The sequence below is a fragment of the Parapedobacter koreensis genome, assembly GCF_900109365.1.
Lineage (GTDB): Bacteria > Bacteroidota > Bacteroidia > Sphingobacteriales > Sphingobacteriaceae > Parapedobacter > Parapedobacter koreensis.
The window spans coordinates 261639-275941 of the sequence record NZ_FNZR01000004.1 but is presented as its reverse complement, the minus strand read 5'-3'; the positions used below and the strand labels follow the sequence as shown (position 1 = coordinate 275941).

The 14303-nt window shown below is 46.1% G+C and carries 14 protein-coding genes, 1 tRNA gene and 1 other RNA gene; 10 read left to right on the top strand and 6 right to left on the bottom strand.

The features are described from left to right. Positions 1–18: 18 nt before the first annotated feature. Positions 19–2475 (bottom strand): glycoside hydrolase family 31 protein, encoded by a 2457-nt coding sequence (locus BMW65_RS12575; RefSeq protein ID WP_090605846.1) that lies wholly within the window; start codon positions 2473–2475, stop codon positions 19–21. Positions 2476–2950: 475 nt separating this feature from the next. Between BMW65_RS12575 and hisG the strand changes: the two genes are divergently transcribed. The 3 genes from hisG (at position 2951) to ssrA (ending at position 5551) form a co-directional block, all read left to right on the top strand. Then, entirely contained in the window at positions 2951–3802 is an 852-nt protein-coding gene (gene hisG, locus BMW65_RS12570; RefSeq protein ID WP_090605844.1) for an ATP phosphoribosyltransferase, read from the top strand. 1 nt (position 3803) lies between these two features. Further along, positions 3804–5096, top strand: coding sequence for a histidinol dehydrogenase (gene hisD / locus BMW65_RS12565; RefSeq protein ID WP_177181110.1), 1293 nt, complete (start codon positions 3804–3806; stop codon positions 5094–5096). A gap of 87 nt (positions 5097–5183) precedes the next feature. Next, positions 5184–5551, top strand: a transfer-messenger RNA (tmRNA) gene (gene ssrA / locus BMW65_RS12560). 331 nt (positions 5552–5882) lie between these two features. Here the strand turns inward: ssrA and BMW65_RS12555 are convergent. The 3 genes from BMW65_RS12555 to BMW65_RS12545 form a co-directional block, all read right to left on the bottom strand. Beyond that, positions 5883–6245 carry a VOC family protein gene (locus BMW65_RS12555; protein ID WP_090605842.1) on the bottom strand — a complete coding sequence of 121 codons (363 nt, stop codon included), beginning with the start codon at positions 6243–6245 and terminating at the stop codon, positions 5883–5885. A gap of 106 nt (positions 6246–6351) precedes the next feature. Continuing rightward, a complete protein-coding gene (locus tag BMW65_RS12550; protein WP_090605841.1) occupies positions 6352–7011 on the bottom strand; it encodes a hypothetical protein in 660 nt (219 codons plus the stop codon). 77 nt (positions 7012–7088) lie between these two features. Further along, positions 7089–7649: a Crp/Fnr family transcriptional regulator gene (locus BMW65_RS12545; RefSeq protein ID WP_090605839.1), complete on the bottom strand. Its 561-nt coding sequence runs from the start codon at positions 7647–7649 to the stop codon at positions 7089–7091. 247 nt (positions 7650–7896) lie between these two features. Here BMW65_RS12545 and BMW65_RS12540 point away from each other — a divergent pair, with 247 nt between their 5' ends. The 5 genes from BMW65_RS12540 (at position 7897) to rpsJ (ending at position 12211) form a co-directional block, all read left to right on the top strand. After that, positions 7897–8595 (top strand): hypothetical protein, encoded by a 699-nt coding sequence (locus BMW65_RS12540; protein ID WP_090605837.1) that lies wholly within the window; start codon positions 7897–7899, stop codon positions 8593–8595. A gap of 124 nt (positions 8596–8719) precedes the next feature. Next, positions 8720–9133, top strand: a complete 414-nt coding sequence (gene rpsL / locus BMW65_RS12535) for a 30S ribosomal protein S12 (RefSeq protein WP_090605836.1) — start codon at positions 8720–8722, stop codon at positions 9131–9133. Between the two features lie 19 nt (positions 9134–9152). Next, entirely contained in the window at positions 9153–9620 is a 468-nt protein-coding gene (gene rpsG, locus BMW65_RS12530) for a 30S ribosomal protein S7 (RefSeq protein ID WP_090605835.1), read from the top strand. Between the two features lie 106 nt (positions 9621–9726). Then, positions 9727–11841 carry an elongation factor G gene (gene fusA, locus BMW65_RS12525; protein ID WP_090605833.1) on the top strand — a complete coding sequence of 705 codons (2115 nt, stop codon included), beginning with the start codon at positions 9727–9729 and terminating at the stop codon, positions 11839–11841. A gap of 64 nt (positions 11842–11905) precedes the next feature. Continuing rightward, positions 11906–12211: a 30S ribosomal protein S10 gene (rpsJ, locus tag BMW65_RS12520; RefSeq protein ID WP_079717713.1), complete on the top strand. Its 306-nt coding sequence runs from the start codon at positions 11906–11908 to the stop codon at positions 12209–12211. Positions 12212–12293: 82 nt separating this feature from the next. On the opposite strand, the gene BMW65_RS12515 is transcribed toward rpsJ, so the two are convergent. Next, entirely contained in the window at positions 12294–12932 is a 639-nt protein-coding gene (locus tag BMW65_RS12515; RefSeq protein WP_090605831.1) for a porin family protein, read from the bottom strand. A gap of 260 nt (positions 12933–13192) precedes the next feature. Here BMW65_RS12515 and BMW65_RS12510 point away from each other — a divergent pair. Both BMW65_RS12510 and BMW65_RS12505 read left to right on the top strand, forming a co-directional pair. After that, positions 13193–13263: transfer RNA gene (locus BMW65_RS12510), tRNA-Cys, on the top strand. 30 nt (positions 13264–13293) lie between these two features. Next, positions 13294–13476, top strand: coding sequence for a spore protein (locus BMW65_RS12505; protein WP_090605829.1), 183 nt, complete (start codon positions 13294–13296; stop codon positions 13474–13476). A gap of 10 nt (positions 13477–13486) precedes the next feature. Here the strand turns inward: BMW65_RS12505 and BMW65_RS12500 are convergent, their stop codons facing one another. After that, on the bottom strand, positions 13487–14221 hold the full coding sequence (locus BMW65_RS12500) for a copper homeostasis protein CutC (protein ID WP_090605828.1): 735 nt from the start codon (positions 14219–14221) through the stop codon (positions 13487–13489). Between the last annotated feature and the right edge of the window lie 82 nt (positions 14222–14303).

Here is a 14303-nt window from a genome sequence, read left to right as displayed (position 1 = left end):
ATACCAAATGAACTACCGTCAGGTAACGATAATGTTTTTGAAATCCTTCGGTACCTTTACCACATACCGGCCTTGGTTATCTTGTGTCGCTATAGCGGGCTTGTCATCTACCATTACACGACTGACCTTAAATGGTAGCGCCACCAAATGCAGATCATATGTATCGTATCGCTCGGAATACAAGCCGTCAATATACTGCGTGATTTTTAAGCTTTTCGCGGCTCCCTTTACCACGAATTTTTTCTCCAAGTAAATCTGTTGCTCATACGCAAACGTATCGCCATGGTCCTCGTACATATACGAATTGGCTTCTTGCGCCGTATAGTAGACCAACAATTTGAGCGACTCTATTTTCTTTTCATAGACGTGCTGCATTACCGGGTATTCGGGCAGCACCGTCCCTGCCCTGACGAAAAGGGGCATCTCATCCATCGGTGTATTTACTTCATGCTCTTTGCCCCCTTCAAATGAGCTATCATCCCAATAATAATACCACCCACCTGCGGGCAGGTAGACCATTTTCCGTTGTTGTCCTTGGTACAAGACGGGTGATACCAATAGCTTGTCGCCAAAGCAGAATTCTTCTTCGCGCGGGATGTTGGTATCCAAGCGCTGTTCCACCATGGTGATGGGGCGCAAGATAGGAAAACCGTACTTGGTGTGCTCCCAAAATACCGAATAGATGTACGGAAGCAGTTGGTACCGCAATTCGATAAATTTCCGGTTAAGCGCCTCATAATCCGGCCCGAAGCTCCAGGGCTCGCGCTCTGCGGTATCCCCAGCCGAGTGCGCCCGCATAAACGGAGAAAATACCCCGAATTGTATCCAGCGGGTAAACAGCTCGGCATCCGGCTCGCCACTGAACCCGCCGATATCCGTGCCACAGAACGGCATGCCCGATACCGAGAGCCGTTGAAGTTGCAGCGCGCCAAGGCGCAGGTGATCCCATGTGGCTACATTGTCACCCGTCCAAACGGAAGCATACCGTTGCGTACCCGCATACGCAGCACGTGTAATGGTAAATGGACGTTTTTTCTGGAACAGGTTCTTCAAGCCTTCATAGGTAGCACGCACCATCTGCATACCATATACATTGTGCGCTTTCCGGTGCGATCCACGATAACCGTCGAAATTATGGCGAACGTCATTGGGGAAAGTACCCCTACCAAATACCGCAGGCTCGTTCATATCATTCCACACACCAGCCACCCCGGCTTCTACCAGGCCTTTGAACAATCCTCCCCACCACTCGCGAACTTCCTGATTGGTGAAATCCGGAAATTGGCAACGACCCGGCCATACATACCCTTCCATGAAATAGTCGTCGCCCCTACGGCAGAAATAGCGGTTTTTCTTGCCTTCCTTGAATACCCAATAATTTTCGTCTACCTTGATGCCCGGATCGATGATGACCACGGTATGGAAGCCATCATCCGCCAATTCCTTGATCATTTTCTTCGGATCCGGAAAATAGCGCTTGTTCCACGTAAAGCAACGGTAGCCATCCATGTAGTCGATATCCAGGTAAATGGCATCACATGGAATCTGACGTTCGCGAAAATTCCGGGCGAGGTCTCTCACTTTGCTTTCGGGGTAGTAGCTCCAGCGGCACTGATGGAAACCCAATGCCCACAAAGGAGGCAAATAATGGGTACCGGTAATGCTGTGATAACGCTTCACTACATCCATCATATGCGGACCATGGATGTAATAATATTGAAGTTCCCCGCCTTCGGACCAAAAGCTCGTTTGGTCATAAGCCTCCGCAGCAAAGTCAAAATAGGTTTTGAACGTATTGTCGAAAAAGATGCCATATGCATCACCCTCGTGTAGCCCAATATAAAAAGGGATGCTCCTGTATAAGGGATCCTGGTTAAACTGGAATGAATACGTATCCGAATTCCAATTGGCAAACCGTCTTCCACGGACATTCAGGTGGGTGGGTTTGTCTCCCAAACCATAAAATGCCTCATTGGCTTGCGCTACTTTGGTGCAGTACACATAATAGCCACCGAAATCGGGATTTTCTTCCCAGTGCATCGGCGAATAATCCTTGTTGTATTCCTTGCCCTCGCGATCTTCGAAAGCTATCAAAAAATCAGCTTTACGGATAACGCACGTCACGGTATTGGTTTTTACCCGATAGGCCTCCTGATCTTCCTCAAAAGTATATACCGCTACATGCTGGTCTGACTGTGGCACGGCGTAAGAAAAGTCTTCCAAAAATTGGCTCTTGGGGGCCAACCGGACCCGGATGATTTCGTCACTCACCACTTTAATCTCGACGCTTGCACCCCCATCGGTAAAATAATAGTTATTGTTTTCTTGGTGGAATCCAGCAACCGGCCCTAAGTAATTTTTGACAATCTCCGGCAAGTCCAATACCGGATTGTTTACATGGTGTATCCCATCGTCTAATACTTGGGTCGTGCTTAACGTGTCTGTTTCTTGTTGTTTAATCAAATCCTTCGCCATAAAGTAATCGCCTTGTTATTTGCATAACCACTAAAAACCCGTCCGTGCGCTGCACAAAGCGGTACCTTTAGAAGTGCACTTTTTTTTAGCCAAAGTACATTTTTTGAGTATTTAAAACAATTTATCTCATTACAAATTAACTAAAAACAATAAAGACACTAATTATCAATGAGTTGCTACATATTAATAGGTTGGACGTTTTGGATAAAAATTTGCAAAGACCATATTTACCTTATATATTTGCCGACCAACTTTGTGGATTATTAATGGAAAACATACAGATTGCTTTTGTTCATCGCGTACATTTCCATCATCGCCTTTGCGGCGATGTATAATTTGTATGTTTCTACGTGAAGCAATTTGTAACCCCGATGTTTTTTCTAATAATTAATAATTTTAACACCCATTGAACCTTGCATGAACGCTACTCACAAGCAAGCTTCATTGCCACTTAAAGCAATTTATCACTATACGGATGAAGAATCTGAAAATAGCCATCCAGAAATCAGGCAGGCTCAACGAAAAATCAGTGCAGTTGTTGAAAAACTGCGGACTAAACTTTGAAAACTATAAAAGCTCGCTCATTACGACGGTTTCCAATTTCCCGCTGGAAATCTTGTTTTTGCGGGATGATGATATCCCAGAATACGTACAGGATGGCATTGCCGACCTGGGCATTGTCGGTGAAAATGTAATCGCAGAAACCGAAGCCGATGTACGGTATCTCCAACGGCTTGGATTTGGTAAATGTACCCTCAAAATCGCCATACCCAATCAGAGTGAAGCGAGGACGTTGGCCGATTTAGATGGAAAGGCCATTGCCACCTCCTATCCCACCATCCTAAAGAAATTCCTTGATGAAAACGGTGTATCAGCCGATATACGCATCATCTCCGGTTCGGTGGAGATTTCCCCTGCTTTGGAACTGAGCGATGCCATCTTTGATATTGTCTCTACCGGTGGCACGCTCCGGAGCAACGGCCTGAAGCCTTTTGCTGATGTGATGGCTTCCGAAGCTATCCTTATCAGCAAAAACGGTATTGACAGCAATCCCGTGGTACGCGAGCTTATGCAACGTATCCAATCTGTGCTCCGTGCTGCCGAAACCAAATACGTAGTCCTCAATGTAGAACGTGACAACCTCGACGAAATCATCAGTCTGCTTCCGGGCGTCAAAAGTCCCACCATTGTACCATTGGCCGAAGAAAACTGGGTGGCCGTGCATACGGTCATTGCTGAGCAGGATTTCTGGGACAAAATCAATAAGCTGAGGGCAGCGGGGGCCCAGGGTATTGTGGTCATGCCCGTTGAAAAAATCATCATGTAATATGTCGATATTAAAGACTTACGACTATTATTTGCTCGAAGAACGGGAATACGAGCAGCTCCTCACACGTAATGCGGACCCTTCCCAAGCCGTTCATCATGTGGTGATGGAAATCATCAATGACGTAAAGACCGATGGAGATGCCGCACTCAGGGCTTATGCCCAAAAATTGGACCGCGTCCAATTGGAACGCCTGTTTCTCACGGCAGATGAAATCGCTGCCTTGGCGTCGTCTATCGGCCGTGAGCAGCAGCGGGCGTTGGAAATTGCCTTTGCTAATATCTACCGCTTCCACGAGACGCAGTTGCGCAAAGAACGGAGCATCGAGACCATGCCCGGCGTAAAATGCTGGCGTGAGCCTCGCCCAATCGAAAAAGTGGGGCTGTACATTCCCGGTGGTTCAGCGGTATTGCCGAGTACGCTATTGATGCTCGGTGTACCTGCCCGTATCGCAGGCTGCAAAGAAATCGTCGTTTGCTCACCGCCACAGGCAGATGGCAAGATCAACGGCTATGTCGCCTATTGCCTGCAATTGCTTAAAATCGACAGGGTGTACCTGGTCGGTGGCGCACAAGCGGTAGCGGCCATGGCTTATGGCACCCCAAGTGTACCCCGGGTCGATAAAATTTTTGGCCCTGGCAACCAATACGTCACAAAGGCAAAGAGCTTGGTGCAGGCCCTTGCTGGTGTCAGTATCGACATGCCTGCTGGCCCCTCCGAGGTGCTCGTCATTGCAGATGGCTCGGCCAATCCGGAATACGTTGCAGCCGATTTGCTGGCACAGGCTGAGCATGGAGCCGACAGCCAAGCGATATTGGTGAGTACTGACCAACGCTTGATTGACGGGGTTCAGACCGCTTTGGAAGACCAATTGACCCAGCTGCCTCGTGCAGCAGTCGCTGCAAAGGCCCTTGCCAACTCCTATGCTGTGTTATGTGACAATCTCAACGAGGCCATTACATTCAGCAATCGATATGCACCGGAGCACCTCATCATCGAGACGGACGAGTGGCAGTCCCTACTGCGGAAAATCAGCAACGCCGGGTCGGTTTTTGTGGGGCACCTTACTCCGGAGAGCGCCGGGGATTATGCCTCGGGCACCAACCACACCTTACCCACAAGCGGATATGCCCGCTCGTACTCCGGCGTATCGGTGGATGCATTTGTCAAAAAAATCACATTCCAGCATATCACGGCCGAAGGCTTACGAAACATTGGCCCGACAGTGGAAGTGTTGGCTGAATTGGAAGGTTTACAGGCGCATAAAAATGCGGTTTCATTGCGGTTGCGATGAACGTGTGGTTTTAGATGAGCGGTGGTTTTAACGCCACATTTTGATATGGATAAAATTTTTCGTAATTTTGTAGGCTATTTCATAATCGGGGTCGACCGGAATTGACAGGATGGAGACGGTTATGTAAGCATGCAGCGCGTTGGGAGTATGGCGCTTTAATCTCAACTTTCAGACTTATAAATGGCGAAAATAACTACGCCTTAGCTGCCTAATTTAGAATTAGTTTAGCTTTTGTCCCGCTCACGCTTGGTTCCGTAGCGTAGCATCCGGGGCATCGAATCACGGAACTGGTTGGTTTGGCGTTGTGACGAACCGACGAGAAACAGCAACTAAGGAAAACGGTATAGGCAAGCGTCCGGCCTTCCCTTTCCCGACAATGAAACGGAAGCTAAGCATGTAGAAAGCGTATACAGTACCATGTCTGGACGAGGGTTCGAATCCCTCCGACTCCACTCAAAAGAAACCCGGCTCTCGCCGGGTTTTGTTGTTTTACAGGCTTTGCGAAGCCCTGCTTCAGCAAAGACGGGAAACAACAAAATAAATGAGCGTAGCGAATAGTTTCTTTTGGTTTGAATCCCCCACCAAGGGATGGCTGCGGCCACGAGTGCGGGGTCGTGAGACGCAGCCAATCCCTCCCTAACAGCCGGGTTTTGTTGTTTTACAGGCTTTGCGAAGCCCTGCTTCAGCAAAGACGGGAAACAACAAAAGAGGTGGCCGCGATCAGGAGTGTAAACATAGACAACCGGCAGCTTCAAATGAAAACTTGTGCAGGAAGTACTCGTTATTCTACCATTGTTGAATAACGATTCCCAACTGCTTATCCATCAATGCGAACTCTTTTGCACCCCACGGACGAAATGTAATTTCTTTAAGATTTGGATGTAGAAATTCAGGATGAGATTCTGAGACTTTTCTATAAACTTCTTCAATATCTTTAGTCACTAATCTAAATTCGGGATTGTGTTCTTTGGCAAGTTCAGCATTTTCAAATAGATTTATCCTAAGCCCATCTCTTTCCAATACACAAAATGGTTGCCTGGATTGCAATTCATCGTGTCCAATATGAAAACCTAGACAGTCGACAAACAGTTTTAGTCCCTCATTAATGTTAGCATAAAAAATATTTGGCACTAACTTTTCAAAATTCATTTGCTGTAAAATTATTTATTAGTAAGGCAGCTTCCTGCTTCGGATACGGAAGATCTCATGGGTTAACTATCGGATAAATGTTCAAAATTTACAGTTTAACAGAGACCTAGCCATTATGCTTCCACCTGAAGGTTTTTATTTCCGTGAATATTATAAACGTGTCGGTCGTTATAATCCAAGTGACGATTCCTAATACAACGATTCTAAATCCGAACAAACCTAAGAAATCATATGGGAAAAACAGCCCGGATATACAAGGAAATACCACGGCAAGCCCCAAGTATCCAATCCAATTCGGAAATACACTGCTGCGGATTATCAAACCTGACCATATACCGATAGCAAGTGTAAATGCTGCTAAAAGGATATAACCCATCGGAATATTGATGTAGTTGCCATAAGTGCGTACGGTATTTACCACCTTTTGGTCTACCGTATCTGTTGAAATGCCGGAAAGGAACAATGGTAAGGTTAATCCGTTAATGAGGGCTGCTATCATGGCGGCAATTATGCCGAAACAGGATATGATAAATGAAAGCATCGAGATTTTATCTTCGGTCAGTAAAGCGATTGATAATCCATAGAAGCCAAACGTGATAAAGGGAAGGCTCAAGATGGCTATGGAATGTGACGTAATTAATATCGGCCTGATTTTTAAAATATATTCCATTGAACCACCGCTTGGGTGCAGTATCATGGTCAGTACCATAAGCAGGGAACCCACGACGAGACTAATACCTGTAGTTTTTCTGAATGCATATTCCATCGTTTAATGATTGATGTCCGAACAAAAATCACATTTTTGGCACTTAAACGGACTTGATTGAAATCAAGAAATGAAAATTACCGTCGGGATCTTATTCGACTTAATGTTTCGGGGGTTGTTTTCAGGTAGGAGGCAATGTATTTCAAGGGGAACTTTTGCAATAGCAGTGGTCTTTCCTCCATAATGTGCTTGTATTTTTCGGCTGGGGTCATGATATTATCGAAAAACTGAGACCTCGGGTTGGCCGGTTGTAACAGTTTTCCTAACTGAAAAAATACGGGCGAAAGTCCGATTAATTGATGGATTGAATAAATCGTCAGTTCAAGGATTTCACTGTCGGCATACGCTTTGATAGTATCGACGGAAGGTTTCTGTGAGATAAAACTTGGACTATTCAAAAACCATTCATTTTCCGAATGTAACTCAATGATATTTTCGTCGATGTCATCCATCCTATATTGATAGAGCGCTCCAGTTATTAAGAAGTAAATTGATTGACAAATTTGGCCCTCTGTAAGCAAAACCTCATTCCTTTTTATCCGCCGGTAAGTAGCACGCTTGTGGATTAAGTCCAACTCGTAAGTAGAAAAATTGCCTATTTCTTCCAATGATTTATTGACGTATGAATATGCTTCCATATTGCTCCTAATCGATTTAATTGCTCATAAAGATAGCTATTGGAATCTAAATATATCGAACAGATTTCGCCGTTAAGTGATGATTAGTTTAACTACCTCAAAGCGTTCTTCGCCCTTAAAACGAGTAAGAAGCAGCCATATGCGCTGCAGCCAATCCCTCCAAAATTATACCTTTCGCAAACAATCCCCTATCCTAGCCGTTTACTTAACAGATAGCGATTGTTAACTGATAAAGAGGAGGACGATTATGCGACGGTTGCTTTTCAGTGCGACAGCCATTTTGTTATTGTTTGGGGCATCCTGTGAAAAAGACGACGATCAAAACCAAACCATCACGATTTATTCCGACTTCTCAGATGGCAAAGATGGTTGGCAGGCCGGATTTTCAGAATACAGCGGCGAAAATTCGGATATTTATGAATTGGAAGAAGGTATCACACCACTGCCGCCACCTTTGGACGAAAGCAAGTCTGCTTATCGCATTTCCGGAGTCAATCGCAGCGACGACCTTTTTATGTATCTCACTAAACGTGTGCAAGGTTTCCGACCGAACACGACATATCGTGGGCGGTTTACATTGCAACTTGCTTCTGACGCCCGGAGTGGCGGAGTAGGTGCCGGCGGCGCCCCCGGTGAATCAGTCGGCCTTGGTGTTGGGCTTACGATCGATGAACCCCTATCTGTTCCCGATGAAAACAATTTTTATCGGATGAACATCGATAAAATTCAACAATGTTGCACAGATGGCAATGATATGGTCGTGATTGGTGACATTGCTAATGGCACCGAGGAATATGTCTATACCTTGATTGAACGCTCAGGGGAATTTACGGCAACGACCGATCATCAAGGTGTCTTATGGGCCATCATAGGGACGGATTCAGGCTTCGAAGGCCGGACCACACTATATTATTCGCTCATTGAGGTTGTCCTTGAGGAAATTTAAGCTTCGGGAATTCATCCTGAGCATTATTATTTTTTTGAAACCCCTTGATAATCAAAAATAAACTCACTACCTTTGCCGTCCTTAAAATAAGTTTAGGATAAAAGCATAAATTAAAAAACTGTAAATGCCTACTATTCAACAATTAGTTAGAAAAGGTAGAGTAGCTCTGGAGGACAAGAGTAAATCCCCAGCGTTGGACAGCTGTCCACAGCGAAGAGGCGTATGCACCCGTGTGTATACCACTACCCCTAAGAAACCCAACTCAGCAATGCGTAAAGTGGCCCGTGTACGCCTTACCAACGGAAAAGAGGTAAACGCATACATCCCCGGTGAAGGTCACAACCTGCAAGAACACTCCATCGTATTGATCCGTGGCGGTCGGGTAAAAGACCTTCCGGGTGTACGTTACCACATCATCCGTGGTGCATTGGATACTTCCGGTGTTGCAGGGCGTAACCAACGCCGTTCTAAATATGGCACAAAGCGGCCTAAACCCGGACAGGTTGCAGCAGCTCCCACAAAAGGCAAGAAAAGGTAATTAAACGGAGGACAATAAGATGAGAAAGTCAAAACCAAAGAAAAGAATCATTTTGCCTGATCCGAAGTTTAACGAAGTTCAGGTAACCCGCTTTGTCAATAACATGATGATTGACGGCAAGAAATCCCTTGCCTATAGCATATTCTACAAATCAATGGAATTGGTGGAAAAGCGAACCAATGAAAACGGCTTGGACACCTGGAAAAAAGCGTTGAATAATGTCATGCCTGCCGTAGAGGTTAAATCCCGTCGCGTGGGCGGTGCCAACTTCCAAGTACCTACCGAGGTACGCCCGGAGCGTAAGATTGCTTTGGGTATGAAATGGCTGATCAGCTTTGCCCGTAAACGAGGTGAAAAGACCATGTACGAAAAATTGGCAGCTGAAATTATCTCGGCATCCAAAGGTGAAGGTGCAGCGGTGAAGAAAAAAGAAGACACCCACCGGATGGCAGAAGCGAACAAGGCGTTCTCACACTTCAGGTTCTAAATTTTGGCAAAATAGCCTATGAAATTACACCGATTTGAAGGAAACATCAACATCCAGTAAAATCGGTGTGATTTTTTTAGCGAACAAGTGAACAATAGATAACAACATGGCAAGAGACTTAAAATACACAAGAAATATTGGTATTGCGGCACACATCGATGCCGGTAAGACCACTACCACCGAACGTATCCTCTACTACGCTGGTGTAAACCACAAAATCGGCGAAGTGCACGAAGGGGCTTCGACCATGGACTGGATGGTACAAGAAGCCGAACGTGGTATCACCATCACCTCCGCTGCTACCACCGTATTCTGGAACTACCGTGGCGACAAGTATCAGGTAAATATCATCGACACCCCGGGCCACGTGGACTTTACCGTGGAAGTAAACCGCTCACTCCGGGTGCTGGATGGGTTGGTGTTTTTGTTTTCAGCCGTAGACGGTGTAGAACCGCAATCGGAAACGAACTGGCGCTTGGCCGACAATTACAAAGTTTCGCGTATCGGTTTCGTCAATAAGATGGATCGCTCGGGAGCTGACTTCCTGAATGTCGTAAAGCAAGTGAAAGAAATGCTTGGCGCTGAAGCTGTGCCTTTGCAATTGCCTATCGGAGCTGAAGACAATTTCAAAGGTGTGGTGGATCTCATCAACAACCGTGGCATCGTATGGAACGAACACGACAAGGGAATGACCTTCACAGAAGTGCCTATTCCTGACGATATGGTAGACGACGTGGCCCAATGGCGCGAAAAATTACTGGAATCGGTAGCCAGCTACGACGAGTCATTGATGGAGAAATTCTTCGACGATCCGGACACGATCACTGAACGGGAAGTACTGGACGCATTGCGCAAAGCTGTACTCGACAATTCCATCGTACCGATGGTATGCGGTTCTTCCTTCAAAAACAAGGGCGTACAGACCATGCTGGATCTGGTGATGGAATTATTGCCTTCTCCGTTGGATCAGGAAGCCGTCAAAGGAACCGACCCGCGTACGGAGCAAGAAATTATCCGCAAACCCGACGTAAAAGAGCCTTTCGCTGCGTTGGCCTTTAAAATTGCTACAGACCCCTTTGTGGGCCGCCTTTGCTTCATCCGGGTATATTCGGGCAACTTAGAAGCTGGCTCATACGTGTATAATGCTCGTTCAGACAACAAAGAACGTATCTCGCGTATCTTCCAAATGCACGCCAACAAGCAAAACCCGATTCCAAATATCGGTGCAGGCGATATCGGCGCTGTAGTAGGATTCAAGGACATCAAAACCGGGGATACACTCTGTGATGAAAAGCACCCTATTGTGCTGGAATCCATGGTATTCCCAGAACCCGTGATTGGCTTGGCCATCGAACCGAAAACACAAGCGGACGTAGACAAATTGGGTATCGCGTTGAGTAAATTGGCTGAAGAAGATCCTACATTCCGTGTACAAACGGATGAAGAAACCGGCCAGACTGTTATCTCCGGTATGGGCGAACTTCACTTGGATATCCTGATCGACCGCCTGAGACGCGAATTTAAGGTGGAAGTAAACCAAGGCGCGCCGCAAGTGGCTTATAAAGAATCTATCACAGGCACCACACAACACCGTGAAGTGTACAAGAAACAGACCGGTGGTCGTGGTAAATTTGCTGACATCCAGGTGGTCATCTCCCCTGTGGATGCCGATTACGACCTCACCAAATCACCGCTTCAGTGGGTGAACGAGATTGTGGGTGGTTCTATCCCGAAAGAATATATCCCGTCGGTACAGAAAGGTTTCGAAGCATCGATGGTCAATGGTGTATTGGCAGGCTATCCGTTGTCAAGCATGAAAGTACGTTTGATAGACGGTTCATTCCACGCGGTGGACTCCGATTCGCTGTCGTTTGAAATCGCTGCCCGTACGGCATTCCGCGAGGCGTTGCCAAAATGTAGGCCCGTATTAATGGAACCCATCATGAAAATCGAAGTGCTTACACCGGAAGAAAACATGGGTGACGTCATGGGCGACTTGAACCGCCGCCGTGGCCAACTGCAAGGCGTGGATACCCGTGCAGGATCACAAGTCATTAAAGCACTTGTGCCGTTGTCCGAAATGTTTGGCTATGTGACGCAATTGCGTACCATCACCTCCGGAAGGGCTACCTCCACCATGGAATTTGATCATTACGCGGAAGCGCCAAGGAACATTCAGGAAGAAGTCATTGCTAAAGCAAAGGGCAAAGTAAACGTTTAATATAAATCCCGGTTTGCCTGTTGTAAATAGCTCTAATAGGCGGCCCAAACTTTAACTAAATATCATGAGCCAACGAATCAGAATCAAATTGAAATCATACGATTACAACTTGGTGGACAAGTCTGCCGAGAAAATCGTTAGAACTGTAAAACCTACAGGCGCTGTGGTAAGTGGTCCTATCCCCTTGCCTACCGAGAAGAAAGTATACACCGTTTTGCGTTCGCCACACGTGAACAAAAAAGCGCGTGAGCAATTCCAGCTCTGTGCTTACAAAAGGTTATTGGATATTTATAGCTCCAATTCAAAAACAGTAGACGCCCTGATGAAACTCGAACTGCCTAGCGGCGTGGAAGTGGAAATCAAAGTGTGATGGTTTCAGGTTTCAAAAACAAAACGGCTCGCCATGCATGGCGAGCCGTTTTGTTTTACGGTAGAAGTATACCTTATTGGCCCTATAACGCAAATCCCAAACCTACCGTCCATACGCGGTTGGTCAAGCGTTCGTCGGGAAAAAACTCATTGTTAGATCCACGGATATCCGTGAGCCCCATGCCATAACCGCCATGGATCATTAAACCATTGGCAAACTGGAAACCACCGATAAAGTTAAGACCAAAATCGGTGCCCTTCAATGTGCCATCCCTATCGAACTCAAAGTCGGTCTCTGTAGAACCCCAATTCGAGTCGTACTTATTCTTGCCCGAAATACCAAAAGCTACATACGGACCGGCACCCAAGAAAAAGCTTCCAGCTGTTTGCACAGGAAACTTCGCAACGAAATTTACCGGCACTTCGATCCACATGGTGTTTTGCGTTGCCTCAAGGTCGTCTGTATCGATAAACTTTGCCCCCTTTCCTTGCAGGGAAACGCCCGGTTGAATATAAAACCAGTTGGTTGCTATCGGCGCATCCAGAAACGCTGTCACATGGAAATTGGTCGATGCTTTAGTTTCATAGCTGCTGCTATTGCCCGCCCAATTGTATTTCGGGAAATTAACCCCCGCTTTTATACCAAAGCCCAAGGGTTGTCCCTGAGCAAAGGCCGCTGCCGAAATGCTTACTGCTACTATTGCTAATACTAACTTTTTCATGTCTATACTCTCCTTTTTAATCAATTTAATAGCGTTTAAACGATAGAACAATGTACAAGATATGAGCCATTGTGTTAACTAATTCATCAAATACTTAATTATCAATAAATTAATAGCCCTTGGTATCGGCGTGTGAAGTGTATGGATTATTATACACTTATAACGGAAAACTGGATAATGCGCAATTGTGATTATTTATCTGCTTGCATCACTTTCAATTGTCAATAATTTATCTTAGTTTTGCAGTCCTTTAGAAAGAGGGTCGGGTGGCCGAGTGGCTAGGCAGAGGTCTGCAAAACCTTTTACAGCGGTTCGAATCCGCTTCCGACCTCGTTTTACAACGGTTAAAAAAATAAAGAAAATGGGAGTTACACGCTTAAAAAGGAAAGACAGGAAAAATAAAGTGGTGGCAAAAAACGAAGTGCAATTTTTGAAACTTGGCCGCAACTTGGAAACGGGCAGCCGCTCAAAGATGCCTGCCAATAGCCAAATTGTTAAGAACAACGACGTATTGGCAAAACTGGAAGCCGAACTGAAAAAATAATAAGCCGTCTTTATAGGCTTTTCAATATATCCGCCATTTGGCGGATTTTTTCTTTTGAAGATATCCATGTATCCCCCCCCATGCCTTCCACCGTTTCGTTTGTATAATGCATACCGCTCGGCAGCATTATTTTTGCAGAAGAATGGAACGCTGTTGCATCCGTCAATCCAACAATCTGGGCAATATTCATTTCATTGATACCCGAACCGGGCATAATTTCTATTCTTCCTGCTGCCTGTGCTACAAGCTTTTTAATCAAATCTGCTCCCGCGAAGGCGGTATTTTCCATTCCCGAGGTAAGCAACCGGTCGCAACCGCAGGCGATAATGACTTCCAAGGCTTCAAACGGATCACGGCATACGTCAAAAGCACGATGAAACGTCACGTGCATGGGCCTGGCCAAAGCGACCAGTTCTGAAGTACGCTCCTTATCCACATGCCCATCAGCATCCAACAAACCAATCACCACCCCATCACACCTCGCTTCTTTACAAAACATAATATCCGCTTTCATTTCCTGTACCTCCAGATCGGAATACAGGAAATCCCCCGCCCTCGGACGAATGAGGACATGCATCCCGATCTTCAATCCCGCCCGGGTAAGCCAAATCTGACCCAGCGAGGGGGTAGTTCCCCCCATTTCTAAGTTTTGGCAAAACTCTACCCGATCTGCCCCCCCCTCCTGCGCCGCTAAGGCAGATGCCACCGAATTCGCACATATTTCCAGTTGATACGGTTTATTCATGATTGTTGAACATTTTTCCGGTGCCAAAGGTAAACAAAATAGCGTTTTCTCTTACACTGACTGGGTTATCTGCCCCATCTAT